This window comes from Alkalihalobacillus sp. BA299 (assembly GCF_017745675.1).
In the GTDB taxonomy this organism is placed as follows: Bacteria; Bacillota; Bacilli; order Bacillales; family Bacillaceae_F; genus Alkalihalobacterium.
The window spans coordinates 40,489-66,489 of the sequence record NZ_JAFLJM010000006.1 but is presented as its reverse complement, the minus strand read 5'-3'; the positions used below and the strand labels follow the sequence as shown (position 1 = coordinate 66,489).

The 26,001-nt window shown below is 37.4% G+C and carries 26 protein-coding genes; 4 read left to right on the top strand and 22 right to left on the bottom strand.

Annotated elements, in window-relative coordinates:
- Positions 1-2 precede the first annotated feature (2 nt).
- From recJ to J0N78_RS09550, 7 genes are all read right to left on the bottom strand, one after another.
- On the bottom strand, positions 3-2,354 hold the full coding sequence (gene recJ / locus J0N78_RS09580; protein WP_209122835.1) for a single-stranded-DNA-specific exonuclease RecJ: 2,352 nt from the start codon (positions 2,352-2,354) through the stop codon (positions 3-5).
- A gap of 92 nt (positions 2,355-2,446) precedes the next feature.
- Entirely contained in the window at positions 2,447-2,782 is a 336-nt protein-coding gene (locus tag J0N78_RS09575; RefSeq protein ID WP_209122834.1) for a LapA family protein, read from the bottom strand.
- Positions 2,783-3,688, bottom strand: a complete 906-nt coding sequence (locus J0N78_RS09570) for a cation diffusion facilitator family transporter (RefSeq protein WP_209122833.1) — start codon at positions 3,686-3,688, stop codon at positions 2,783-2,785. It lies immediately after the preceding gene.
- A gap of 127 nt (positions 3,689-3,815) precedes the next feature.
- Positions 3,816-4,751: a protein translocase subunit SecF gene (gene secF, locus J0N78_RS09565; protein ID WP_209122832.1), complete on the bottom strand. Its 936-nt coding sequence runs from the start codon at positions 4,749-4,751 to the stop codon at positions 3,816-3,818.
- Positions 4,741-6,042: a protein translocase subunit SecD gene (gene secD, locus J0N78_RS09560; protein WP_209122831.1), complete on the bottom strand. Its 1,302-nt coding sequence runs from the start codon at positions 6,040-6,042 to the stop codon at positions 4,741-4,743. The genes secF and secD overlap by 11 nt, the downstream gene beginning before the upstream one ends.
- A gap of 167 nt (positions 6,043-6,209) precedes the next feature.
- Positions 6,210-6,503, bottom strand: coding sequence for a post-transcriptional regulator (locus J0N78_RS09555; protein ID WP_209122830.1), 294 nt, complete (start codon positions 6,501-6,503; stop codon positions 6,210-6,212).
- Positions 6,504-6,604: 101 nt separating this feature from the next.
- Complete coding sequence (locus J0N78_RS09550; RefSeq protein WP_209122829.1) at positions 6,605-7,441, bottom strand: DUF368 domain-containing protein; 837 nt, start codon at positions 7,439-7,441, stop codon at positions 6,605-6,607.
- 225 nt (positions 7,442-7,666) lie between these two features.
- Between J0N78_RS09550 and spoVB the strand changes: the two genes are divergently transcribed.
- Complete coding sequence (gene spoVB / locus J0N78_RS09545) at positions 7,667-9,235, top strand: stage V sporulation protein B (RefSeq protein WP_209122828.1); 1,569 nt, start codon at positions 7,667-7,669, stop codon at positions 9,233-9,235.
- A 58-nt stretch (positions 9,236-9,293) separates the two neighbouring features.
- Here spoVB and J0N78_RS09540 read toward each other — a convergent pair whose 3' ends face one another.
- From J0N78_RS09540 to J0N78_RS09530, 3 genes are all read right to left on the bottom strand, one after another.
- A complete protein-coding gene (locus tag J0N78_RS09540) occupies positions 9,294-9,512 on the bottom strand; it encodes a hypothetical protein (protein ID WP_209122827.1) in 219 nt (72 codons plus the stop codon).
- Between the two features lie 59 nt (positions 9,513-9,571).
- Positions 9,572-10,231: a DUF421 domain-containing protein gene (locus J0N78_RS09535; protein WP_209122826.1), complete on the bottom strand. Its 660-nt coding sequence runs from the start codon at positions 10,229-10,231 to the stop codon at positions 9,572-9,574.
- A gap of 226 nt (positions 10,232-10,457) precedes the next feature.
- Positions 10,458-11,747 (bottom strand): ArsB/NhaD family transporter, encoded by a 1,290-nt coding sequence (locus J0N78_RS09530; RefSeq protein WP_209122825.1) that lies wholly within the window; start codon positions 11,745-11,747, stop codon positions 10,458-10,460.
- Positions 11,748-12,021: 274 nt separating this feature from the next.
- On the opposite strand from J0N78_RS09530, the gene J0N78_RS09525 reads away from it, so the two are divergent.
- Positions 12,022-12,393 carry a TIGR04086 family membrane protein gene (locus J0N78_RS09525; protein WP_247747228.1) on the top strand — a complete coding sequence of 124 codons (372 nt, stop codon included), beginning with the start codon at positions 12,022-12,024 and terminating at the stop codon, positions 12,391-12,393.
- 146 nt (positions 12,394-12,539) lie between these two features.
- Here the strand turns inward: J0N78_RS09525 and yajC are convergent, their stop codons facing one another.
- From yajC to nadB, 12 genes are all read right to left on the bottom strand, one after another.
- Positions 12,540-12,803, bottom strand: coding sequence for a preprotein translocase subunit YajC (gene yajC, locus J0N78_RS09520; protein WP_209122824.1), 264 nt, complete (start codon positions 12,801-12,803; stop codon positions 12,540-12,542).
- A 44-nt stretch (positions 12,804-12,847) separates the two neighbouring features.
- Positions 12,848-13,987: a tRNA guanosine(34) transglycosylase Tgt gene (gene tgt / locus J0N78_RS09515; RefSeq protein ID WP_209122823.1), complete on the bottom strand. Its 1,140-nt coding sequence runs from the start codon at positions 13,985-13,987 to the stop codon at positions 12,848-12,850.
- Entirely contained in the window at positions 13,988-15,031 is a 1,044-nt protein-coding gene (gene queA / locus J0N78_RS09510) for a tRNA preQ1(34) S-adenosylmethionine ribosyltransferase-isomerase QueA (RefSeq protein WP_209122822.1), read from the bottom strand.
- 78 nt (positions 15,032-15,109) lie between these two features.
- A complete protein-coding gene (locus J0N78_RS09505; protein WP_209122821.1) occupies positions 15,110-15,328 on the bottom strand; it encodes a DUF2905 domain-containing protein in 219 nt (72 codons plus the stop codon).
- A complete protein-coding gene (gene ruvB / locus J0N78_RS09500; protein WP_247747239.1) occupies positions 15,325-16,281 on the bottom strand; it encodes a Holliday junction branch migration DNA helicase RuvB in 957 nt (318 codons plus the stop codon). Before ruvB ends, J0N78_RS09505 begins: the two co-directional genes overlap by 4 nt.
- A gap of 71 nt (positions 16,282-16,352) precedes the next feature.
- On the bottom strand, positions 16,353-16,967 hold the full coding sequence (gene ruvA / locus J0N78_RS09495; protein WP_209122819.1) for a Holliday junction branch migration protein RuvA: 615 nt from the start codon (positions 16,965-16,967) through the stop codon (positions 16,353-16,355).
- A gap of 143 nt (positions 16,968-17,110) precedes the next feature.
- Positions 17,111-17,698 (bottom strand): intercompartmental signaling factor BofC, encoded by a 588-nt coding sequence (locus J0N78_RS09490; protein ID WP_209122818.1) that lies wholly within the window; start codon positions 17,696-17,698, stop codon positions 17,111-17,113.
- Between the two features lie 170 nt (positions 17,699-17,868).
- A complete protein-coding gene (locus J0N78_RS09485; protein WP_209122817.1) occupies positions 17,869-18,963 on the bottom strand; it encodes a YhcN/YlaJ family sporulation lipoprotein in 1,095 nt (364 codons plus the stop codon).
- A 209-nt stretch (positions 18,964-19,172) separates the two neighbouring features.
- Complete coding sequence (locus J0N78_RS09480) at positions 19,173-20,270, bottom strand: SafA/ExsA family spore coat assembly protein (protein ID WP_209122816.1); 1,098 nt, start codon at positions 20,268-20,270, stop codon at positions 19,173-19,175.
- A 311-nt stretch (positions 20,271-20,581) separates the two neighbouring features.
- Positions 20,582-21,685: a quinolinate synthase NadA gene (gene nadA, locus J0N78_RS09475; RefSeq protein WP_209122815.1), complete on the bottom strand. Its 1,104-nt coding sequence runs from the start codon at positions 21,683-21,685 to the stop codon at positions 20,582-20,584.
- Positions 21,682-22,527, bottom strand: a complete 846-nt coding sequence (gene nadC / locus J0N78_RS09470) for a carboxylating nicotinate-nucleotide diphosphorylase (protein ID WP_209122814.1) — start codon at positions 22,525-22,527, stop codon at positions 21,682-21,684. Before nadC ends, nadA begins: the two co-directional genes overlap by 4 nt.
- Positions 22,528-22,538: 11 nt before the next feature.
- Complete coding sequence (nadB, locus tag J0N78_RS09465) at positions 22,539-24,125, bottom strand: L-aspartate oxidase (RefSeq protein WP_209122813.1); 1,587 nt, start codon at positions 24,123-24,125, stop codon at positions 22,539-22,541.
- 145 nt (positions 24,126-24,270) lie between these two features.
- On the opposite strand from nadB, the gene J0N78_RS09460 reads away from it, so the two are divergent.
- Both J0N78_RS09460 and J0N78_RS09455 read left to right on the top strand, forming a co-directional pair.
- Positions 24,271-25,398, top strand: coding sequence for an IscS subfamily cysteine desulfurase (locus J0N78_RS09460; RefSeq protein WP_209122812.1), 1,128 nt, complete (start codon positions 24,271-24,273; stop codon positions 25,396-25,398).
- A 15-nt stretch (positions 25,399-25,413) separates the two neighbouring features.
- Positions 25,414-25,947, top strand: coding sequence for a transcription repressor NadR (locus tag J0N78_RS09455; protein ID WP_209122811.1), 534 nt, complete (start codon positions 25,414-25,416; stop codon positions 25,945-25,947).
- The last annotated feature ends 54 nt before the right edge of the window (positions 25,948-26,001 follow it).

Genomic DNA, 26,001 nt, shown 5'->3' with positions numbered 1-26,001 from the left:
TGTTATACCGACTCCTTAACTTTTCTTGCCTGTTCTATCACTTGATCGAACCAGAGCTTCAACTCATAATATGAAGAATATAAAAATTGCTGCTCTAGCTTCGACTGTTCTGTCATCCGTTGATACGTTTCAGATTCGTCGAGCCCTTTTTTAGAAGGGGTAGGGTGCAGGCTAATAATTCCATTTTCAATTGTAACAAAATCTAATTCAAAAAACACCTTTGTCATGAAATCAACTGTGTTTTTAGACCAACCTTTATGTGTTGCAAGTTGTTGGCCGTATTTCTTAATATTAAAAATTCCTTTTTTCTTTAAAAATGCATAATACCATTTAAAATGTTCTCTTTTCGGAAGGGTTGAAAAATAATGTGAATCTTCTTGATAAAAAACAGAATATATCCGTTCTGGAGTACCTTCTATCACGGAAAGTAATTCTTCTAATTGGTTAATTGAATTAGGTAAATCGAGTAATACAATATATTTATCGACTAAATGAACTTCCTCTGCCGGAGCAAGACAAATTTCATCTTTTATCGTTTCTAATCCTAGCTTATCCACCGTTGAACGTTGAAATGCAATTAACTTCCGTTTTTGTTTAGGTAAGTCTTGAATATTTTCTAACAGTTTTTTTGCATTCCGCCAATCAAATAACTGCCATTCCTTCACTCGAACATCTTCAATAAATAATTGTGGCTTACAATGACCATTCCACTCATTAACCGATACCGTACCTACTGCTGAGATTTTCGCTGCTGGATTGATTTCAGGATGAAGATAACCGAGCTGGAAGCCAATTCCATCTAACGTCGTTCCATCCTGTTCAAACAGTACCTTTAAATGATTTTCATCGCTACCAATTCTACGCACTTGCGCGATGCTAACATCTTCAATCAACACCTTAGGAATGGGATTACTTATACCGTAAGGAGCGAGTTCGTCAAGCTGGTTAATTACATCTAATGAGATTTCATCTAACGTCGCCACGAGGTCAACCTTTGTGATTGGTATAAAATCTTCTTCTGTCAGCAATTGCTCTGCTTGAGCATTTAATCGACTTCTTAATTCTTCAATATGTTCAATTTGCATAGTAAGTCCAGCAGCCATAGGATGTCCACCGAAATGTGGAAGAATATCTCGACTTTCTGAAAGGTTTACAAACATGTCAAATCCTTCAATACTTCTAGCAGACCCTTTTGCTACCCCTTTTTCCTTATCAATGCTGAGAACGATCGTTGGTCGATAAAACTTCTCGACTAAACGAGAAGCTACAATACCAATAACTCCAGGATTCCAGCCTTCCCCTCCGACAATTAACACGCGATTATCTGATGACGGGTATTCCGTTTCTACTTGTAAGATCGCTTCTTTTGCTATTTCATCAACGATCGCTTTTCTTTGTTTATTCAGCAGATCGATTTCCTCTGCCATTTCTTTACCTGCTACTTCGTCATCGGTTATCATTAATTCAACTGCTGGGTCGGCCGATTCCAAGCGTCCTGCTGCATTAATACGAGGACCTATCGTAAAACCTACATGCTCAGCATTCAACACTTGTCCGTCGATACCAGCTATTTTTTTTATCGCTTTTAATCCTGGCTTCGTTGTTCGGTGTAGTGCATCAATTCCCCTTTTAGCAAGTAATCGATTTTCATCTACCAACGGTACTAGATCTGCAATCGTTCCTATCGCTACTATATCTAGTAAATGAGTAGGTACATCCTCAAGTAAGGCATGTGCCACTTTGAAAGCAACCCCCACTCCCGCTAAGCCTTTAAAAGGATATGTACACCCTGGTTTTTTCGGGTTAACAATCGCATAAGCATCGGGAAGTTTAGGCGGTGCTTCATGATGATCTGTAATGATTAAATCGATCCCGATCTCTTTAGCAACCTCAGCTTCATGAACAGCCGATATTCCTGTATCAACTGTAATAATTAGATCATACCCCTCCGCCTTCGCTTGACGAAATGCAGCTTCATTTGGACCATATCCTTCTGTAAAGCGGTTTGGAATATAATAGTTAAAGTTCGCACCTAACTCACGCATTAAATAGATCATCACTGATGTACTACTTACGCCATCAGCATCATAATCACCATAAATTAAAATCTTTTCTTTAGTTGAAAGCGCTACTCTAATTCTATCAACAGCTTCTTTCATTCCATGTAATAAAAACGGATCGTAAAAATCTACTTCCTCTTTATATAAAAAACGTTTTGCAGCTTGAACTGTGTCAATCCCACGTAGTACGAGAAGTTTTGCAACAATTGATGATAAACTTAACTCTTCTATCAACTGATTTACTTTAGCTTGTTCTAGCTGTGCTACTTTCCATCTTTTGTTTGATTTAAGCATAAAAAAACACCCCTTGACCTACCTATTATACAAGAGGGGTCATAGAGGGGCAATGAATAATATTATGGTCGTTTTTCATTTGTATTCAATTATTAGTCCTTTAGTGTAGTTGTCTGGACATTTTCTTTTTCACCGTCATGACGGGTTGTTTCTTTCGCAGTTGTTTCAGAAGTGTCATTCTTCAGTGCATTACTTTGTTTTAGTTTTATCCGCTTAATTTCTTGTTGTAACTGAAAAACTCTTACCATTCCTACAGCTCCAACTATAATACCACCCATAAGTACAGAACCGATGATAACTAGAATTAACGGCCATTCCGCTGTACCAAATAAATAATTAACACGTACTGCTTCTACATTGATAACTGCAAAGATAGCAATAATAAGTGCAGCTATAATTCCTAAGATTAATCCCCACTGACCTTTCATTTAAGACACCTCCCCATTTTTCTCATGTGGATTTATATGTACTAATACATCGTGAACATAATTTTCTTCAAGAAGTCTTCTTTTTACTGCTTTACCAATCGAATGGCCTTCCTTCACAGTTATTTCAGGATCAACGGCAATCTTTAAGTCAATGATAACATAATGACCATGTTCTCTTGCTAAAAATTCATCAACATTTAATACCCCCTCAACAGAGGCGACTGCTTTTTTCATATCTATCGTATCTTCATCATGAAGGACATGATCTAACGTATTGTGAATAGACTGACTCCCGAGCTGCCACGCCATCTTGACCACTAATATCGATACAAATAGTCCTGCAACCGGATCGGCATATACAAGCCAAGGAACGTCTATAGTTCCTCCTAATATAGAACCACCAATACCCAGTAAAGCTGCTATTGATGAATAAACGTCAGATCGGTGATGCCAAGCATCTGTTATTAACGCTTCACTTCTATATTTTTTTCCCAAATGATACTTATATCTAAACATAATTTCCTTGACAACAATCGAAAAAATAACAGCATAAATTGCTATAATCTTTGGAACGGCAATCTGTTCGAAAAAAGCCTTAATTGCATCAATCGCGATTTCTACTCCAACTAAAAAAAGAAGAACTGCCACAATAATTGCAGTAATGGACTCAGCTTTTCCATGACCGTATGGGTGATCCTGGTCAGGTGGCATTTTCGCTGCACGTACGCCAATCAGCACTGCGACTGACCCTACAACATCAGATGCAGAATGAACGGCATCTGCAATTAACGCACGACTATTTGACATGAAACCAATGATACCTTTAAGAACCGCTAACACGATATTACCGATTATGCCAATCCATGCACCCATCTTCACTTTTTCATAGCGAATATCCTCATCCATACTTTCACCTTCTCATATCATATTAACACTTACAAAATATGTGTCTCCTCGACTGAGTTATAAAAAAGGGCACATAAGTAAATTATACCAATAAAAAGGCCATGGTATGCACCATGACCTTAAGTATTTAAACTTCATCTACTTTCGGCTGACTTTTAAACTTTCCTTTTTCTAATTGACGAGCTTTCCATACAAGCCATAACTGAGCAGCTAAGAATATCGATGAATACGTCCCTGCAACTAAGCCGACAACTAATGCAAATGCAAATGAGCGAATCGCCTCACCGCCAAAAATGAAAATCGCTACTGCAGCTAATACAACCGTCATTACCGTATTAATCGATCTTGCTAATGTTTGCGTTAAACTGACATTAACAATTTTTGCTAAATCATCAAACGATTTTACACGTTTTGTCTTACTCAAATTTTCACGAATACGGTCAAACGTAACGATCGTATCATTGATTGAATAACCAACAATCGTGAGGACAGCAGCAATAAACGGAACATTAACTTCAAACTGTACGACACTAAAAACTGCGATGATAAAGAATGCATCATGAAACAAGGCTACAATTGCAGCAATACCGTAAAGCCATTCAAAACGGATCGCAACATAGATAACAATTCCAATGGATGCAATTAATACAGAAATTAAAGCATTACGGGCCAGTTCTTTACCAACCATTGGTGAAACCGTACTTACATTAGGTTCTGACCCATACTTTTCATTGAAAAAAGTTTGAATCTCTGCAATTTCATTTGCGTCAAGAACACCGATAAAACGAGCGTGAACAAGATTATTTTGTTCTCCTGCCATTGTAATATCATCAGGAGTATAGCCTTCACCTATAGTAGCAAAATCAGCTAAAATTTGTTCAGCAGTAACAGATTCATTTGTAGACACTTCGACCCTCGAACCGCTCTCAAAATCGATTCCAAGGTTGAGTCCTACCGTTGAAAGTAAGATCACACCAACTAGAGCCGCGACCAAAGAAAAGATGAAAAACTTCTTACGATGTTGAACAAAATCAATCGTTCGGTCATGAAAATTAAAGCTCACTGATCTCACTCTCCTTTACTCCAAAGAAACGAGGCTTCTTATTAAAAATTCGGCTCGTAACCCATAATCCTAATAATAATCTAGATCCATAAACTGCTGTTACAAAGCTAGTTAAAATACTCACAATTAACATGATCGCAAAACCTTGAACGGAACTTGTTCCAAAGTAAAATAGAACACTCGCTGCTAAGATAGTCGTAATATTCGCATCTAAAATGGTAGATAAAGACCGTCTACTTCCTGCTTTAAATGCCGACATAATCGATTTGCCTGAGCGAATTTCATCTTTGATACGTTCATAGGTAATAATATTAGCATCTACTGCCATCCCTACACCGAGGATAAGAGCTGCAATTCCTGGTAAAGTAAGTACAGCATTCATCCAGTTAAAAATCACGAGAACAAGGAAAATATAAACCGATAAGGTAATAATCGCGATCGTTCCCATGAAACGGTAAAAAGCTAGCATGTATAAGAAAATAAGCGCAACTCCAATAAATCCAGCAAATATCGTGTTTTTCATCGCTTCTTCACCGAGCGATGCACCAACAGAGTTCGAATAAATTTCCTCAAGCTGGACAGGTAGCGCACCTGCATTTAATACTTCAGCTAAAAACGTAGCCTCTTCAATTGTAAAATTTCCTTGAATAACAACATCTGTTGTATTTAATACTTGTCTTACAGTTGGTGCGGATAAAAATTTAGGGTTTTCTTTTTGCACTTCCTCAAAGAAGCTATCACCTTCTTCATAATCTAACCAGATAACAAGAAGGTTTTCACCTTGAGGCATTCGGTCGAGTATTTCTCGAGTTACATTTCCGAACATATTGGCATCTTTAAGGGTTACTGCAACTTCAGGTTGATTGGCATCATTAAAGGTAACTCTTGCACCACCTTCCTTTAAGTCTGCCCCGTCTAATTTCACAACATCATCAACATCACGGAACGTTAACTGAGCTTCCGTTGCAAGCAGGTCTCTTGCCGTTTGCTGATCTTCTACACCAGCTAGCTGAACACGAACTCGGTCTTCCCCTTCAATCGTTATGTATGGCTCAGAAACCCCTAAAACATTAACCCGTTGGTCAAGAGCACTTACTGTTGCATTTAAAACATCTTCGTTGATAACATCCCCTTCTTCAGCAGGTTTCACTTGATAGAGAATTTCAAACCCACCTTGGAGATCTAGACCTAACTTAATTTCCTTTGCAATTCCCATAATGGTCGTACTTATTAAACCACCAAGAATAATTACAATGAGAAAAAAAGCAAAAATACGACCTTTTTTCACCATACTACGAACTTCCTCCTTAACTATCACAACGGAAAATACTTGTCCACAAATTAGCAATAGTTCAATTATAGCGATGATACTTTTTCCATGTCAATTTGCTTATATATCATGTCACTATGTTCTAATAAAAAACCAGAGTGACTATGTGTGCCGTATCAGATCAAAATTTAATTTCCTTCGTTTACTAAGTCTTCTAACACCCCTTCATTAGCGAACCAATCCTTAGCATTATAACTTTCAACCGTCAAGTAATTCATATACTCTGGGGCACGAAGGGTTAAGATAACATTAACAAACTCATGTAAATGGATGTACTCCTTTTTCTTACGTAACTTGTAAATGATACTTTTCCAGATTTGATCCTTTGTTGCTTTGTTATACCCTAGCATATGGAACTCTTCCACCTTACTCTGTAGAGCAGGCATTACGTCATCTTTCCAAACTTCAAACTGTTGTTTCATTCGATTTACTCTCCTTTCCCCTACTTTCCATTATAAACCTTTTACTCACTAAAAAACTATTACAGTTTTTTATAATCAGGACTTATACAAAAAAACTGCCCTTAGGACAGTTTTTTATTTCGACCTGTTTCCATCTTTCCAAAAAACGCTGCGACAAAAAAGCCTAAAATAAACGTTACGATACTTATAAGAAGTAACAAAAGATGATTTTCAATACCAGGGAAAATCACTACGATAGAACCAATTACCATCCCAATAATGATCGCATAAGTAAGAACTGGTACTTTATTAAGTAAAACTCGGATGATTTTACTACTAACAATCAGTCCAACTCCTACACCAGCACCTACAAGTAGGATGATGACAAAATTTAATTCGGCTACTGCATGAATAACAGAATGATAAACTCCTAGTAATAATAAAACAAATGATCCACTAATCCCTGGTAGTAACATAGCCATACTTGCAATCCACCCTGAGAAAAATAAGAACAACCCCGAAGAAACTGTCACGGTCTCAATTAACGTTTGACTTTCTCTTTCTACAAAAAAGGCTGTGGAACCAACTGCAATACTTGCTATTAGTAAAGCTAAATAATGGAGTGCACGAAACGTGCTTTTGTAATTTATTTTATTGAATAAATAAGGGATGATACCACCAATTAAGCCTAGAAAAAAGAAGTATGTTGGTTGCGGGTAGTATTCTAATAACCATTTAATGAGATGACTCAATAAAAAAATAGCTAAAACGGTACCTAAAGCTAATGGTACGATAAACCCGATATGTTCCTTCCATTTTCGACTAAAAAAACCACTAATAGCGGCAATCAACCGATCGTAAATCCCTAAGATTACCGCTATCGTTCCTCCACTTACACCTGGGACAAGGTCAGATATACCAATCATCATTCCGCGAAACAAGTTTTTCCACTCAAACATAATGAAGCCCCTTTAACAAAATAGATATAGTTCAATTTATGTACAGCTTGTATTCTTTATGAAAATAAATGAAATCAAAAGTCATCTTCTCACTTTCTAACAGATATGTCAATTTATTTTATCGTTCATTTTTCACTTAACAACTTGTCATGCTTGACCACCATTCGTGCATATAAATGAATGTAGATGAGACATAGATCAATTTTAGAAAGTAGGGCTTCTGACATGTCAAAACAAACCTTTATACAAGGGACTGTTATTTTGATAATAGCTGGACTTATTACTCGTATTTTAGGATTTATAAATAAAATTGTTGTTGCAAGAATTATGGGAGCTGAAGGTGTTGGTCTGTATATGATGGCTGTCCCGACACTTTTACTCGTGATTACGATTACCCAGTTAGGGTTACCAGTAGCGATTTCGAAGCTCGTCGCCGAAGCTGAAGCGAGAGAAGATCGAAAAAAAATAAAAAGGATCCTTGTTGTTTCTTTAGCAGTTACAAGTATTTTAAGCGCGATTTTTACAACGGCAATGATTGTATTTGCTCCGATCATTGCTAAAACATTATTAACTGATGAACGTGCCTACCTCCCATTAATTGCAATTGCACCGATTGTACCCATTGTTGCTTTATCAAGTGTACTTAGGGGATACTTCCAAGGCCGACAAAATATGCGCCCTACCGCCTATTCTCAAGTCATTGAACAGGTCGTCCGAATTACTCTCGTTGCTGTAATGACAAGTGCCTTTTTGCCATATGGGGTCGAATATGCTGCTGCTGGAGCAATGATTTCGGTCGTGATAGGAGAGCTTGCTTCCCTTCTTTACATGTTATTTATGTTTAAAACGAAAAAACGAATTCGAATCCGAAAAGGGTTTATGAATTATTTACGCCAAGGTAAGACGACATTTAATGAACTAATGAATATTGCTTTACCAACAACTGGTAGTAGACTGATCGGTTCCATCTCCTTTTTCTTTGAACCCATTGTTGTTGCACAAAGTCTAGCAATTGCTGGGGTAGCGACGGTTGTTGCCACCAAGCAATACGGGGAGCTGGCTGGGTTTGTCATCCCACTCCTTTTACTCCCGACCTTTATTACGTATTCTTTATCTGTTTCGCTCGTTCCAGCCATCAGTGAAGCAGCTGCACAAAAAAGATATCAATTAATTAACCACCGTTTAGATCAAGCATTAAGGCTAGCCCTTATTTCAGGAGGAATTTCGGTTGTTATCCTATATATATTTGCAGGTCCAATCATGTCATTAATGTATAACGCCCCTACTACCGCAGTATACCTTCAAATTATGGCACCGTTTAGCATATTCTTATATTTCCAAGGGCCATTACAAGCAACTCTTCAAGCATTAAATTTAGCCAAGGCAGCCATGATGAACAGCTTATTCGGTGCCGTTATTAAAACAGCCGCAATCTTCGTACTTGCTACTCGACCAGAATTAGGAATTATGGGGGCCGCTTTAGCCATTGTCATTGGAATGGTCCTTGTTACGATGCTACACTTTGCCTCCGTCGTTAAAACGATAAGCTTTACGTTACATGTTAGGGAAATCGTAAAAGCATTCATCGCTATGATTGTAACAGGGGTTATCGGAATGCTCTTATATAAACATGCTTTTTTATCCATGGGCTTACTAATTAAAACATTATTATCAATAAGTATTGTTGGAATATTCTACGCTATCTTATTAATTGCATTTGGACTTATTAAAAGGGAAGAAATCGTTCGTATTCCATTAATCGGAAAAAGGTTAGCGCCGTTTACGAAAGAATAAGAACGGTGTCAGGCACCTTTAACTCTTAATCGCGTTAAAGGTGCCTGACACCGTATTATTACCACAAAAAAAATGCACTAGCTAATGCAAATCCTCCTATTGCAGCTAATGCAACTGGAATTACACTTCCATAGCCATAGCTGTAACCATAGCCAGAACCTCCACCAAAAAAGCCAAAACTAAACCCACCTAACCCAGTCGATCGTCGGATTGGTGCAACGTACTGACGAGGCCTAATGCTTGTACGAATGTACCTAATCCGATATGTTTTCTTCAAATCTATAAGCCCTATCGATTTTTCTATATTTTGGGTGTATAGTATCGTTATATCAATGATTATTTTTCATCTTTTTCATCAATAAAAAAAGTGTCATCATCATGCAATGCGCAATATGATATTTTTTTTACATCTCGATATCCAAGTTTACGGAGTTGTTGCCTTAACCATAGTGGCGTTTTATTTATTTGTTCAAGATGCTCCTTATTCACTTTTCCATCAAGAATAAGCGGCAGTGGTAATCTCGATTGTTTACCATTTTGTTGGTCTTCATCTTTTTCAATGATCGATAATTTACCAGAAGGTTCCAGTATTGCAAATTCAACGTCAGATAGTTTACTGACTTTATTTTGTCTTAACTGAATGAGTAAATCATCAAAATTATAACGTTGTTTACGCATTTCTCCTTCATCAATTTTCCCTTGGTTAATTAAGACAGAAGGCTTTCCGTCTACAAGCTTTCGAAGCTTTTCACTTTTTAATGAAATAAACGCAAACATTATTTGAATTAATGAAAGGACGACGATTGGAATGATTGTATGTAGCATCGGTGCACGAATATTTTCAATTGAAATAACAGCCAATTCTGCAATCATAATGGAAACGACAAAATCAAGCACGGATAACTGACCTATTTCTCGCTTTCCCATAAAACGAAGAACTAAAAGAATGATGAAATAGATAAATATCGTCCGTAAAACAATTGTTGAATAGTCCATTTGATCGCGCCTCCTTCCATCTCATCTTACACACCACTTTAGGTGAATCTGCAAAAAAGGAAGTAAGACAATCACCCTTATTGCAAATATCCTTAACTGTAGTTTTTGCTTAAGTTCATTAGAAAATGAGATGAAGCTTTTGGCAACACGCCCAATCAGACTTTTATCTAGATATATATATATACTAAGCATTTGAGTATTTCTAAAAAAACCTGATGATTTGACACTAATAAAAATGAATTAAATAGCGAAAATAAATATAGATTGTGGAAATTATAAAGGAAATAAGCGCAACCGGTGCTCCTACCTTTAAAAATTCCAGATAACTAAACGATTGTTTAGCTTTAACTGCAAGACCTGCAACGATTACGTTGGCTGTTGCTCCAATTAATGTAGCATTCCCTCCAAGGCAAGCTCCTAATGCAAGTGACCACCATAAAGGATCTAAGTTTGTCATGCCATAACTTTGAAATTCAAGAATCACTGGGATCATCGCAGCAACGAAAGGAATATTATCAACAAATCCAGATAAAATACCTGACCCCCACAAAATATAAAGTGCAGTCTTCGGTAAATCTCCTTCGGTATAATAAATAATGGATTTGGCAATTTCATCAATTAAACCAACTTCTTTTATTCCACCAACAAGCATAAATAATCCGATAAAAAAGAATAAAGTTACCCACTCAATAGACCGAAACACTTCTTCTACATCTTGTTGTTCGTATGTAAGTAACATCAAAAGAAGGGCTCCACCCATTGCAATACTTGTAATATCCACATCCAGTAAAGGTTGGATAATAAACCCAAAGGTAGTAATGGTTAGTACAGAAATCGACTTCAATAAAAGAACTTTATCTTTTAAATACGCTTTTGGATGAACTTGGGCTAGTTTAAGTTGATCTTCTTTTGAAACCTGTAAAGAATTACGGTAATAAAATACAAGTCCAAGCATGACAACAATGAAAATAATTAACACAACCGGTCCAAGGTGAATCAGGAAATCATTAAATGTTAAATGATCTACAGCTTGACCAATCATTAGGTTTGGTGGGTCACCAATTAATGTTGCTGTGCCACCGATATTAGAGGCCAATATGATAGATAACAGAAAAGGCACTGCATTAAGGTTTAGAATTTTTGTTAACGTCAAAATAATTGGAACGACCAACAAGACCATTGTCACATTGTTAAGAAATGCCGAACCAAAAGCAGTAAGTAATGATATTAAAATAAGTAATGGAATCGGTCTTCCATTTACATACTTTGCCACATGGAGTGCAATATATTCAAAAAAACCACTTTGACTAGTAATCGAAACTAATATCATCATCGCTAATAATAACGAAATCGTATGCCAGTCAATATATTGAAGAAAAGCTCCGTCTAAGTCAATAATCCCAACGAAAAGCATTCCCACTCCACCAACACATGCCACTAACGCTCGATTTATTTTTTCACTAATAATGAATATGTAACTGATGATAAAAATGATAAAGGCTAAGGTCACTTCCATGCTGATTTTCCTCTCCTCTTATTTCTATCATCCTATGACAGGGATGTCCTTATCATGTTTGTTTTTAAACAAATCAAAAATCTCAATTTTCAAAACTTTTACCTAAACAAATTGTCGCTATCATTTATTTGGATCATAACCAAGCCGGTGCCTAGCTATTCAAGCTTTGCACAAGCGTTTGAAATGTCATTTTTTTTAAATTATATTCTATGTTGGGTCAAGCATGAATAAGCTATATTAATCATACAAAAGAAAGGTGAGAGGAGAGGTTTCTTTGGCATACCGTGGAATGTTTGGATCAATGCTATATGGCCTTGTCAGTATATTAGTAATTGCTATAGCATTTAGTTTTATCATTTCATTAATTTTATCTTTTAGTTCTTTAACCGAAGCTTCGTTTAATTGGTTCATTCTTATTGTTTCCTTTTTAGCTCTATTCATCGGAGGATTGATATCAGGGGTTAAAGCAAAGGAAAAAGGATGGATTGTAGGAGCTGGTACTGCACTTTTATTTACAGCAATCACGTTTTTTATTCAATATTTAGGGTACAATTCAGGATTTACAACGGAGCAATACTTATACCATGGCGGTTATTTAGTCTCATCCGTTTTTGGAGGAATCATTGGGGTCAATTTAGCAAAGTAGGAGATGTAAATGCGCCCTATTAGTAATACTGACGCTTAAATTCTGGAAAGAAAAGAGGCTGACTCCTTATGTGAAGGTTCGCTCATTTACACAAATGTGTAATGAAGACACCTAACACCTCTAGAGAGTCAGCCTCTTTATGTACATCAATCAGGGTTTACTACTTCACGAACCGCATTACGGTCAAATGTGAGTTTACGATTATCATTTACAAGAATAACGACGATGTCTTCGTCAATCGAATCAATGACACCGTGTAAGCCACCAATCGTGACAATCTTATCACCTTTTTGCAGATTTGAATGCATCTCACGAATTGCCTTTTGACGCTTTTGCTGTGGCCGAATTAGTAAGAACCAGAAGATTGCAAACATCAGTAGCAATGGTAAAATAGTGCCTAACATTTCCATACTCATTTCCCCCCTTTACAAAATATACTTTTTGAACTTCCTCTTTAAAAGTTTTTCGCATTAGGTTTGTTAAAACCATACGTTTCGAAAAACTCTTCTTTGAAATCAAGAAGACGGTCTTCCCGAATAGCTTGTCTCACTTGCTCCATTAATTTTAACAAGAAAAAGAGATTATGATAAGAGGTAAGTCTAAATCCAAACGTTTCATCACATTTGACAAGGTGACGAATATAAGCACGACTGTAATTATTACAAACATGGCAGTCACAGTTTTCATCCAGCGGCCTAAAGTCCCGGGCATATTTCGCATTACGAACAACGAGACGTCCCGTGCTTGTCATACATGTTCCATTTCGAGCAATACGAGTCGGTAATACACAATCAAACATATCTATTCCTCTTATCGCACCATCGATAAGAGCATCAGGTGATCCTACCCCCATTAAATATCTAGGTTTATTTTGCGGTAGAAGCGGAGTAGTGAATTCGAGAACTCGGTTCATCACATCTTTTGGTTCTCCAACAGATAAACCACCAACTGCATAGCCAGGAAAGTCTAATGAGACAAGATCAGCCGCACTTTGCTTGCGAAGCTCTTCATACTCGCCACCTTGAACGATTCCAAACAATGCTTGGTCCTCCGGTCGATTATGTGCCTTTAAACACCGCTCTGCCCAGCGGCTTGTGCGTTCGACTGAACTCTTCATATAGTCATATTCTGCAGGGTATGGTGGACATTCATCAAATGCCATCATAATATCTGGTCCTAGCGCATTTTGAATTTCCATTGCACCTTCTGGACTTAAGAATAGCTTTTCTCCACTTAAATGATTTCTAAAATGGACTCCCTCTTCTACGATTTTACGCAAATCGCTTAAACTAAAGACCTGAAAGCCACCAGAATCCGTTAATATCGGTCGATCCCAATTCATAAACTTGTGAAGCCCACCTGCTTCTTTAATTATATCATGACCAGGTCTAAGCCATAGGTGGTATGTATTGCTTAAGATAATTTGAGCATTAATTTCCTTTAATTCTTCTGGACTCATCGTTTTTACTGTTGCTAACGTTCCTACTGGCATAAAAATCGGTGTTTCTATGACGCCATGGGGTGTATGGATTTTACCAAGACGCGCGCCTGACTGTTTACATGTTTTTATTAATTCATATGTAATGGCAGACAATTAAAGTTGCCCCCCTTCTCTTATAAACATAGCGTCACCGAAACTAAAAAAGCGATACTTGTTTCGGACAGCATGTTCATATGCTGAAAGTATGTTATTTTTACCTGCTAGGGCTGAAACAAGCATGACTAGTGTTGATTTAGGTAAGTGAAAATTTGTAATCAACGAGTCAATACCGCGAAACGTATAGCCTGGGTAAATAAAAATATTGGTCCACCCCGACGAAGCCGCAAATTTCCCATCATATTGATTAGCGATGGTTTCTAACGTTCTCGAAGAAGTGGTTCCAACAGCAACTACCTTACCCCCTTGATCTTTAACCTGATTAAGAAGTAATGCTGTTCCTTCTGTCATTTGGTAAAACTCCGCATGCATCTCATGCTCTTCAATTTTGTCAACACTAACAGGACGAAACGTGCCTAAACCAACATGGAGTGTAATAAACGCTATATGCACACCCTTTTCACGGAGTTTCACTAACAATTCATCGGTAAAATGAAGTCCTGCTGTTGGTGCAGCGGCAGAACCGCGATGTTTAGCAAATACAGTTTGATAACGATCTTGGTCTTCAAGCTGTTCTTTAATATAAGGCGGCAATGGCATTTCTCCTAGAGCATCTAATATTTCATGGAATATCCCGTCATAAATAAATTCAATAATACGACCACCATGTTCAAGGCCCTCTTTACATACTCCACGAAGTTTTCCATCGCCAAAAAGAAGTGTAGTTCCTTCCTTTACTTTCTTTCCAGGCTTAACTAATGTCTCCCACTGATCTCCTTCTAATTGTTTAAGAAGAAGCAATTCAACTTTAGCACCTGTATCTTCTTTAACCCCATATAACCGGGCAGGTAAAACTCTCGTATCATTTAAGACAAGACAATCCCCCTCAGCTAAATAATTTATGATGTCGTAAAAGTGGGCGTCTTGTATTTCACCTGTTTCTTTATCTAGCACAAGTAGTCGAGAAGCAGTTCGATCTAATAAAGGAGTTTGTGCAATTAAATCTTCTGGTAAGTAAAAATCAAAGTCGTTTACATTCATTCCATCGTTCCTTTTCAAAATGATCAAATGTCAATATTTATTAGCATACATAAATGAAATCTTAAACACAAGTACAACTTAACGAAAACGGCCGATGATAAATAAAATAAGTGAAATAACAACACTTAAAACAATCGAAGTTACAATTGGAAAATAAAAAGTCGTATTTTCCTTTTTTATTAAAATATCTCCTGGTAACTTTCCGAACGGAAAGATTTTTCCACCTAACTGCCACAAAACTCCTATAATTACTAATATGACACCAACGGTTATTAATAACTTAGGCATATTGCTCAAGCTTCTGGCACCTCCATATTAAAATGGTCATACACTAGTGGAGTGACTACACGTCCTCGCGGGGTTCTTTGTAAAAAGCCGATTTGCAGTAAATATGGTTCGTATACTTCTTCAATAGTATCTGGTTCTTCACCAATGGTCGCTGCGATCGTGTCAATACCAACCGGCCCTCCACGAAACTTTTCAATAATCCCCATTAATAATTTATGATCAATATGATCTAATCCTAAACGGTCCACTTGAAGACGCTCTAACGCATGATGTGCTAATGGTGCTGTGATCTTTCCGTCTCCTTGTACTTGAGCAAAATCTCGGACGCGTCGCAACAGGCGGTTAGCAATTCTTGGTGTCCCTCTTGATCGTCGCGCAATCTCTAAAGCTGCATCTTCTCCTAATTCTACTTCTAATATATCGGCTGTTCTTATGACAATCTGTGCAAGTTCTTTTTCATTGTAATATTCAAGTCGAGATAACACACCGAAACGATCTCGTAAAGGAGCACTTAATAAGCCGGCTCTTGTCGTTGCCCCAACTAATGTAAATGGTGGGAGATCAAGACGTACTGACCTGGCCGTTGGTCCTTTCCCAATCACAATATCTATACAAAAGTCTTCCATAGCTGGATACAGTACTTCTTCAACGACTCGGTTTAAACGATGAATTTCATCAATAAATAAGACATCTCCTGGTTCGAGAGCCGTTAAAACAGCAGCCAAATCACCTGGCCTTTCAATCGCGGGCCCTGAAGTGGTTCTCATTTGTACTTCCATTTCATTAGCAATAATAGCTGAGAGAGTTGTTTTACCAAGTCCAGGTGGTCCATATAAAAGTACATGATCCAAACACTCTTGACGCATTTTAGCAGCTTCTATGAAGATTTTAAGGTTTTCTTTCACTTTCTCCTGTCCGATGTATTGAGAAAATTGTTGTGGACGGAGACTCCCCTCAATCATGTCTTCCTCCAGCTGCGATTGCGCAGAAATAATACGTTCTTCCACGATTTGTCCCTCCCCCCCAATTTTTACTATTGCTTTAACATCAATTGTAACGCTTTTTTAATGTATTGATCCGTTGTTGTTTGTTCTTTTTCTAACTGTGGAACAATTTTTGTTATTTCTCGGTCGACATAACCAAGTGCTTTTAATGCTTCCACAGCTTCATCTAGCTCTTTTGAATTACTGCTTCTGCTTTCTTTACTAAATACTTTAGACACATCCTGCTGAAATAAATTCGGGGCAAATTCATCTAATTTACCTTTTAAGTCTAAAATAATTTGTCGAGCTGTTTTTTTACCTACTCCAGGAAATTTCACAAGGTACTTTTCATCTTCCTCTTCAATCGCATTAACAAGCTGTTCCGGCTGTCCGGATGCCAATATGGCCAAAGCTCCTTTTGGCCCAATCCCAGAAACATTTAATAGCTTTTCAAATAAATGACGTTCCTCTCTTGTCTTAAATCCATATAAACGGATTAAATCTTCTCGTACATGTTGGTATGTATAAATTTTACATTGTTCATTTATCTCTTTTTGAAAAATATATGGATTAGGACAGTGAATTTGGTAGCCTATCCCGTTTACTTCAATGACTATATATTGAATATCTATAAATTCCACTTTTCCATGAATAAAATCAAACAAAAAACTCGCTCCCTTTAATTCCAATTAAAAAACGAACATGCATTTCTATTTTATCATATCCATATCCTTTCATATAGTGTAAAGAAAGCTCTGTAGTAGAAAGTGGAAAAAAGAACGAAAAAGACGTGAAAGTTCCACGTCTTTTACATTTCAGTTACTGCATATTTTTTAAATGTTTTTATCACTTCTTGATAATTTTCTCGTGACATTACTGGAATTCCATTTTTTAATTCATTTTCATGGTGACTTTTTAATTTTTTCGTATTGATCTGAAAAAAAGATTGTATGATCTTTCTTTCTTCTGGCTTTCCTTCATAAATATTTAATACACCATCTTCAGAAATACCAAAATAACCATTGATCTTTAGTAAAGGGGATATGTCATCTATTTCTTTTTTAAAAAGAATTTTTTCTTCATTTTGATCAATAAGTAACCACTCGTCATAAAAAGCCCAAAAGTCCTCCATAGACCATATTGTTTCTTCTACAATTTCTTCACTTATTTCTCCATCTAAGTATACTCGTTGTAATATCACCTGAATCGTTTTAGGTCCTAATTTTTCATCCTGATTTGTTTTTAATACAGTAGCTGCTTGTTTCGGTGCATGAGCTTGAAACGTCTTTTCGGTTTCCGTTTGAAACCCTAAAAGTAAGACACAACTTAACAAAAATAGGACAGCTATAACCATATTTCTTTTTGTACACTTTTTAATGATTTGACCGCCCTTCATAATGATCACCACCATATAAAAAATAAAAGCATATATTCATCGTCTATCATTGCCATGAATAAATGCTTTTATCCGTGTAGTATGAAATTAGTTCCAATCTATAATCTTCAGCAATAATATTACCCATTATGTAATGGAACAGGAGAAGAGATCTCCTGTTCTTATATTAACTAATCACGTGTACGTTCAAATGGTCGACCAGCTGCACGTCCTAAGTCCCTTACCATTTCCGTAAATGTTGCTCCAATCTCATCAAATGCAGCTCCACCACGCAAACGATCATCCATTGTACGTACTCTTGTGAATGCATCCCTGTCAGTTACAACATGAACATTTTTACCACGAACCATTTTTTCAATATTTTTCTCAACTTTTTCTTCTATTTGACCTTGGTTCGTACCTGTTTGAGAAGGTTCAACTGCAACTACAACTTCATCACCATTTATGACAACACGACAGTCTCTAACACCGTCCATATTCTCAACAGATCGTTCAATTTGTTGTACGGTTTTTCCGTCATAACCACGATGGTAATTAGCTGTAGTTTGACCTCTCATTGTACGGTTTTGACCACGTAATACGCCACGTTGATCTACCATACCTTCACGGTTTCCACCTGTAATCCCTGTAGTACCATTACGTGTACCTGCTTGTCCACGGATCCCTGCTCTACGCATGCCGTCTTGATCATCCAACGTTCCATGAGGGACTGTAGTTCCAGCACCAGTCATACCAGTTCTTCCAGTCATACCGGTTCTTCCAGCCATTCCACGTTCGGTAAACCTTGCACCACCGATACCTGTTCCACGCATTAAACGTTGGTTTATGGTATTGTCAGTTCCATTTAATTCAGCACCACGATCATTCACACCTAATTGTCCACCACGAATGCCATTACCTCGACCTTGCTGCACACCATATCCAGTAATTCCTTGACGAGCAGTACGCCGGTTTGGTGTAAACATATCTGTAATCGGGCCCTCACCCGTCCATCTTGCACCTGTTACATTCCTACCAGCTGCACCAGTCGTACCAGCATCTCGTCCAAGCCAGCCGCCTCTGTAATCAGCAGTGCCATTTACACCAGTTCCGGCAGCGCCAGTTCCAGCAGCACCATATCTACCTGCATCCATTGTATTGTATCCAATTTCTCTATTAGCGGCACCAGCTCCACCCATATCCCTTGCTTGATTGTCAACACCACAACCAGCTAAACCACCTATAATCATTGTTGCTGCAGTTATTGTAATAGCGAATTTTCGCATTTGATAACCTCCTTTCACCACTTAGAGTGGCATTTAGTGAACTATTTTAGTCTGTTAATATGTAGGAAATAAAGTAAAACAAGGCTTACTAAATAAGGGGATATTTTACAAAGATTAAAATGATAATGAGACACATTGCAAATGTAGAAAAAACAGAAAAAAGAGACAGTCTAAAACACTGTCTCTTCACATAATAATTGCACCTCATTTTAATCATCTACATCATCAAACTCTTGAAACTGATGAGGCATTTGTGCTCCCATTGGTTGACTTGGGCCTGGCATCATTCCTGGCATACTATAGTATGGATTCATCCCTAGTATTTGTTGTGAAGGTCTCATTCCACTCCAACCCGGCACATTCTCTATTGGCTGTGTATTTGGATCGTAATTATTCATATCTGGTTTTGTATATTTTTGATATGGCATACCTTGCTGTGGTGCCATTTGATACTGTGGTTGGTATGGCATGCCTTGTTGCGGTGCCATGTGCTGTGGTGATGGATATGGCATGCCTTGTTGCGGTGCCATGTGCTGTGGTGATGGATATGACATGCCTTGTTGTGGTGCCATTTGGTATGGTTGTTGCATATGATAACTAGGCATCATTCCCGGCATTACTTGCTGTCCATAATATGGTGCCATATTTTGTTGTTGACCATAAAGCCACTGATTCCCACTACCACAAGGTGCACACCCTGGTAAAACTGGTGAAATTGGGTAATATGGTGGACAAGGTACCATTGGCTGCATATGTGGCATCATCTTTGGCTGTTCCTTAGGCATAACGGGTTTTTTCTTAGGCATTTCAGGCTTCACCATTTCTTTTGGCTTTTCCGCCTTAGGAGCAACTGGTGGCTTTGGTGCTTCTTTAGGTTTTGGTGGTTGGTATGGTTGCGGCTTGTAAATATTAAAATTCATGTTAAATTCTTGCATTTGCTTAGCAGTCATTGGCTGTGGTGGTGGAGCAGTAGGCATCATCATTGGTGGCATTTCTGGCATTGGCACTTGTTTTGGCTTTTCTGGTGGCTTTGGTGCTACTTTAGGTTTTTCTTTAACTGGTGGTGTTACTGGTGCTTCTTTTTTGACAATCGGAGCTTCTTTTTTTGCCATTCCAACAAGAGAATCCAGTGGTTGTTCTTTTTTAACTGGAACACTTCCTGTAGGAATTTTAATTTTCATTCCTGGCATAATCATGTCTGGGTTAGATAAATGATTGTTGGCCGCTTTCAGTTGTTCAAAATCAACATTGTACTTTTTGGCGAGTTTCCAAAGCGTGTCGCCTTTTTGAACGATATGAATCTTCATAAATGTCCCTCCTTAACTTAGTATCCTTTATTAAATTAAATAAATGGACGAAATGATTTCTCTAAGGTCAATCTATGCGTCCAAACCTTGTCCTATTACCACGAATAACTGAAACGTATTTCCCTGGTGTGAGATAAAGAATTAGTACCCTCCATAACAATTTTTGATCTAAAGAGTAAAAAGCGCCCATTTATGTAAGTGCAACTAACATAAAAATAACAAAAAATACCATATAAATTAACATGGTATGTATTAAAAATTTTTATTTGTAAAAAAAGAAGGAGATTTTCCTTCATCTCCTTCTTGAATAGTTATACACGTTGTAGCATACGCTCTAATGCAATTACAGCATCCTTCGCTACATCATTTTCAACTTTAATTTGATTAATTGGCTTACCTTCTACTATCGATTCTAAAGACCATAATAGATGAGGTAGATCGATGCGATTCATCGTTAAACAAGGACACATATTCGGGTTTAATGATATAACTGTTTTATCCGTGTGGACATTTCCTAAACGACGAACTAAGTTCATTTCTGTACCTACTGCCCACTTACTATTAGGTGGAGCTGCTTTTAATTTTTCAATTATATAGTGAGTAGATCCTGCATCATCTGCTAATTGAACAACTTCATGGGTGCATTCAGGGTGAACGATAACCTTGAATTCAGGATCATTTTCACGTAGTTCTTGAATATTCTCAACCGTAAACTTTTCATGAACCGAACAATGCCCTTTCCATAAAATTACTTTGATTTCATCAAGAGAACCTTCATATTCAAGCTTTTCTGCTAATGGATCCCATACTGCCATTTGTACAAGTGGAATTCCTAAATCATACGCTGTATTCCTACCTAAATGTTGATCAGGTAAAAATAAAATTCGTTCTTTTTGAGTAAAAGCCCATTGAACCATTTTTTTTGCATTCGAAGAAGTTACTGTCGCTCCTCCATTACGACCACAAAACGCTTTAATTGCTGCAGTACTATTTACATAAGTTAAAGGGAGTATCGTATCTCCGAAATCCTTTTCTAATGCTTTCCACGCTTTTTCTGTTTGTTTTATATCAGCCATATCTGCCATCGAACAGCCTGCACGCATATCTGGTAAAACAACAACTTGACGTTCATCTGTTAAAATATCTGCTGTTTCAGCCATAAAATGAACCCCACAAAAAACGACATAATCAGCTTTACTATTTTTAGCAGAGATTTGTGCCAGTTGTAAGGAGTCACCCGTTGCGTCTGCAAACTGAATCACTTCATCTCGTTGATAATGATGTCCTGGTATGAACAGTTTTTCGCCTAATTCTGCTTTTATTTCACGAATTCTATTTTCCATTTCTTCCGTCGCCATTTGTCGATATTTTTCTGGTAGAACTTGGGTTGTGCTCATTACTTCTAATAAACTCATCCTTTTTTACCCCCTTGTAAATTAAAGCTTATATCTAATGATTTAACTGAATGTGTTAATGCACCGAGTGATATATAATCGACCCCTACATTTCGATAATTAGCAAGGTTACTGACTTTAATTCCACCTGATGCTTCAGTTACAATATGTGCAGGAACTAGTTCAACCCATTTTTTCATAATATCTGGTGGACAATTATCAAACATAATAATATGTGCTCCCGCTTCAATTGCTTCTAATACTTCATCCTCTGTTTCAACTTCAACCTCAATATTCACCATATGTCCTAAAGTTGCCTTTGCTTTATTAACAGCTTGTGTAATCCCACCTGCTGCGGTTATATGGTTATCTTTGATCATTACACCGTCATAAAGGCCGAAGCGGTGGTTAAATCCACCCCCACATCGAACGGCAAATTTTTCAAACATTCGTAAACCTGGCGTAGTCTTTCTTGTATCACAGATCCTCGTATGCTTATCGTTTAATGTTTCAACCGCTAGTCTTGTAAATGTCGCAATTCCACTCATACGTTGTAGTAAATTTAATATCACTCGTTCTCCTGTTAATAAAGTTTTTACTGGACCAGTTACTTGTGCAACACAAGATCCGAAATGAACTTTATCACCATCCGTGTAATTAATCTGAACATCTACATTGGAACAAAGTGTTTCAAAGCCAAGCTTTATAATACTTAAGCCTGCAATGACTCCTTCATCTTTAACGACAAATTTACCTGTTTGTATATCATCATCAGTAAAAATCGTAGTCGTTGAAATATCACCTTCACCGATATCTTCAATAAAAAACTGCTGGAGCTTTTCTTTTACTTTAAGATCATTCATGCTAGTCCCCCCTAAATGACAAAATTACTAACAAAGTCTTTTTTGCTTAGCGTAAACGGTCCATTCTTGTTAATGGAACAATAAACCGTTTGATTTAACCAACATTCATTGGACAGCGGAAAATCTGTGCGAAAGTGACTACCACGACTTTCCTTTCGACAAAGGGCTGAAGCTGTAATTAAATATCCTACTGTCAGCATGTTTCTTATCGTGTGCTCTTCAGAAGTAAGCTCGTAATATTGCTTCGATTGAATGAGAGGTTTATACAACTCATACCAGCGCATGGCCTGTAATAGATTTTCTTTTGTCCTCACTATCCCAACATAATTAGACATTATTGCTTGAATTTCGTTCTTGGTTGGTAGTGGATGTGAATAATTTTTGATACTACTAACGTTGGGACTCATTCTTGGTTTCAATACGTTTTCTTTAGCATGAACGATCGTCTGTGCTAGTTCGTTGGCAAATACTATACCTTCTAATAGCGAGTTACTCGCTAACCGATTGGCTCCATGCACTCCTGTATTCGCAACTTCTCCAATAGCATATAAACCATTAAGAGATGTTCTTCCTTGTGCATTTGTTTCTACTCCCCCCATTACAAAATGGGCCCCAGGAGCAATTGGAATTAACCCTTTTTCTATGTGAATTCCTGCTTTTCTGCAGAGATTAGTTACTGAAGGGAACTTCTTTTCAAAATGTTTAATCGAACGTATATCTAGAAAAACCTTTTGCTTCTGTGAGACCTTTTGATAAATTTCTCTTGCTACAACATCTCTAGGAGCTAAATCACCAAGCTCATGCTTGTCTTCCATTAATAGCTTACCGTCTTCAGTAACAAGCCTGGCCCCTTCACCCCTCACGGCTTCTGATACTAAGCCCGCTCCTTTTTCATCCTTTACGAGCATCGTTGGATGAAATTGAACAAACTCCATATCAGCAAGACGTGCTCCTGCACGATAAGCGAGTGCCATTCCGTCCCCAGTAATGGACGAATCGTTAGAAGTGACGGAGTATAGTTGTCCTGCTCCACCTGTCGCTAATACTATATGCTTTGCAAAATATTGGACAACCTGTTGATTTTCATCTATGCACATGACACCAATACACCGATTATTGTCGACTATTAGATCAATAGCATCCACATGGGCATGAATAGGAACATGTTGTTTAACTCTCGAGATCAATTTTGAGGTGAGCTCCTTCCCTGTTGCGTCTCCACCTGCATGAAGGATTCGCCGTTTCATATGCGCTCCTTCTTGACCTAGTACGTACTTACCATCTTTGTTTTTATCAAATTGAATACCAAGTGCTTCTAGTTTCTCAATCATATAGGCACCTTGCTTTACAAGAAGCTCAGTAGCATCCTCGCTATTGTAATAGCAGCCAGCTCGAATTGTATCCAGAAAATGATCTCTCCAATCATCTTCGTTATCAATTACTGCCGCTATTCCGCCTTGAGCTAACATTGAATTGCTATGCTCTATCTCAGACTTTGTGACAATTATCACATTCTTATGGAAAGAAAGAAGTTCAGCTGCCATTAATCCAGCAAGTCCACTTCCTACAATAATGACATCTGAAGTATATACGTTCATATTTAAATGACCCCCTTAGTCATTTACATCTGTCTTGACACCTATCTTTACATAATTTTAAACTAGTGACAAGAGTTTTTTTATATTTAGATCAGTGTTATATTTTAGAAAATGACGAAATTCATCTGAAAGAAGGTTTCTATAAATGATCTATCTCGATTATTGTGCTACAACTCCTATGTCAGAAAAGTCATTAACCATCTACTCAAAAGTAGCAAAGGAACACTTCGGTAACCCGAGTAGCCTTCATGATTACGGTACTATGGCAAATCATTTGCTTGAGCAATCAAGAGAAGATATAGCAAAGATGATCCAAGCAGAAAAAGAAGGCATTTTTTTTACAAGTGGTGGTTCAGAAAGTAATTATTTATCACTTTTATCAATTGCAAGAGGAAATAAGCATAGAGGAAACCATATCATTACAACAAAAATCGAGCATCCATCCGTAATTAATTCATTAAATGTTTTACTAGAGGAAGGTTTTACAATATCGTTTGTTCCCGTCAATTCATATGGAGAAGTGGAACTTGAACTATTAGAGCAAGAAATTAATGAGAATACGATACTTGTTTCAATCGGCCATGCCAATAGTGAACTTGGAACGATTCAAAATATGAAGGATATCGGTGGATTATTAAAGTGTAAAAATGTATTATTTCATAGTGATTGTGTCCAAACCTTTGGGAAAATCCCAATTGACGTAGAGGCTTTTCATCTGTCGGCTGTTTCGATGTCAGCACATAAAATATACGGTCCTAAAGGAGTAGGTGCTGTCTACTTATCTCCTGACATCTCATGGCAAGCATCTGTTCCCAATAGTTCACAAGAAAAAGGATTCCGTCAAGGCACTGGAAACGTACCTGGTATTGCAGCTTTTACAATTGCAGCAACGGACTCTATTCAATCAATGGATAATGAATTACAACGCTTCGAGCAATTACAGAAATTGTTTTTATCCTCTATTGATTCATCAAAAGTCATTCTTGAAGGTCATCCGACAAGGCGATTAGCGCATCACCTTTGCCTACGTATAAAAGGAATTGAAGGACAATATATGATGCTTGAATGTAATCGGCGAGGGATTGCTATATCCACAGGTAGTGCCTGCAAAGTTGGACAAACTGCTCCTTCAAAAGCAATGACAGAAACGGGAAAAAATCTAGACGAAGCAAGAGAAATGATTCGAATATCTTTCGGGGTAGATACAACTGAAGATCATATTCATTATATCGCCAAAGCCATCAACGATATTATAGAAAACTTTTATTACTAGGAAGAGAGGAAAATAATGACTTCAAAAAAAATATTAGGAGAAGAACGTAGGAAGTTAATTTTAAGCTGGTTAAAATCATCAACAGCTCCAATTACCGGGAATGAGCTTGCTGAAAAGACTGGGGTCAGCCGCCAAGTTATCGTTCAGGATATTTCTATATTAAAAGCTAGAAATCATCCTTTATTAGCTACCGCACAAGGGTATATGTATATCAAACCAACTCAAGAAGAACAAACTGTGAAACAAGTGATTGCTTGTCAACACACTCCTGAAGAAACGGAAGAAGAACTTTTACTACTTGTTGATCACCGTATTACCATTCGAGATGTAATGATAGAACATCCTATTTACGGTGATCTGACAGGATCATTAATGTTAAATAACCGAAACGACGTGATTCAGTTTATGACAAAAATGCGTGATACGAAAGCTTTACTTCTTTCTGAACTGACTGAAGGTGTACATCTTCACACCATTGAAGCTGATCGAATGGAACATATCGAAGCGGCGGTTAATGCTTTAAAACAAAGAGGTTTTTTATTAAATTAGGCTTTTTTCTCTAAGATTGTTGCTTTTAGCTTTTGGACCGTAAGCCAAGCGGAT

Excerpts from the sequence above, each read along its gene's own strand:
- recJ (WP_209122835.1), bottom strand. The coding sequence starts at position 2,354 with ATGCTTAAATCAAACAAAAGATGGAAAGTAGCACAGCTAGAACAAGCT.
- J0N78_RS09575 (WP_209122834.1), bottom strand. The coding sequence starts at position 2,782 with ATGAAAGGTCAGTGGGGATTAATCTTAGGAATTATAGCTGCACTTATT.
- J0N78_RS09570 (WP_209122833.1), bottom strand. The coding sequence starts at position 3,688 with ATGGATGAGGATATTCGCTATGAAAAAGTGAAGATGGGTGCATGGATT.
- secD (WP_209122831.1), bottom strand. The coding sequence starts at position 6,042 with ATGGTGAAAAAAGGTCGTATTTTTGCTTTTTTTCTCATTGTAATTATT.
- J0N78_RS09555 (WP_209122830.1), bottom strand. The coding sequence starts at position 6,503 with ATGAAACAACAGTTTGAAGTTTGGAAAGATGACGTAATGCCTGCTCTA.
- J0N78_RS09550 (WP_209122829.1), bottom strand. The coding sequence starts at position 7,441 with ATGTTTGAGTGGAAAAACTTGTTTCGCGGAATGATGATTGGTATATCT.
- spoVB (WP_209122828.1), top strand. The coding sequence starts at position 7,667 with ATGTCAAAACAAACCTTTATACAAGGGACTGTTATTTTGATAATAGCT.
- J0N78_RS09535 (WP_209122826.1), bottom strand. The coding sequence starts at position 10,231 with ATGGACTATTCAACAATTGTTTTACGGACGATATTTATCTATTTCATC.
- J0N78_RS09530 (WP_209122825.1), bottom strand. The coding sequence starts at position 11,747 with ATGGAAGTGACCTTAGCCTTTATCATTTTTATCATCAGTTACATATTC.
- yajC (WP_209122824.1), bottom strand. The coding sequence starts at position 12,803 with ATGGAAATGTTAGGCACTATTTTACCATTGCTACTGATGTTTGCAATC.
- queA (WP_209122822.1), bottom strand. The coding sequence starts at position 15,031 with ATGAATGTAAACGACTTTGATTTTTACTTACCAGAAGATTTAATTGCA.
- ruvB (WP_247747239.1), bottom strand. The coding sequence starts at position 16,281 with ATGATTGAGGGGAGTCTCCGTCCACAACAATTTTCTCAATACATCGGA.
- J0N78_RS09490 (WP_209122818.1), bottom strand. The coding sequence starts at position 17,698 with ATGAAGGGCGGTCAAATCATTAAAAAGTGTACAAAAAGAAATATGGTT.
- J0N78_RS09485 (WP_209122817.1), bottom strand. The coding sequence starts at position 18,963 with ATGCGAAAATTCGCTATTACAATAACTGCAGCAACAATGATTATAGGT.
- J0N78_RS09480 (WP_209122816.1), bottom strand. The coding sequence starts at position 20,270 with ATGAAGATTCATATCGTTCAAAAAGGCGACACGCTTTGGAAACTCGCC.
- nadA (WP_209122815.1), bottom strand. The coding sequence starts at position 21,685 with ATGAGTTTATTAGAAGTAATGAGCACAACCCAAGTTCTACCAGAAAAA.
- nadC (WP_209122814.1), bottom strand. The coding sequence starts at position 22,527 with ATGAATGATCTTAAAGTAAAAGAAAAGCTCCAGCAGTTTTTTATTGAA.
- nadB (WP_209122813.1), bottom strand. The coding sequence starts at position 24,125 with ATGAACGTATATACTTCAGATGTCATTATTGTAGGAAGTGGACTTGCT.
- J0N78_RS09460 (WP_209122812.1), top strand. The coding sequence starts at position 24,271 with ATGATCTATCTCGATTATTGTGCTACAACTCCTATGTCAGAAAAGTCA.
- J0N78_RS09455 (WP_209122811.1), top strand. The coding sequence starts at position 25,414 with ATGACTTCAAAAAAAATATTAGGAGAAGAACGTAGGAAGTTAATTTTA.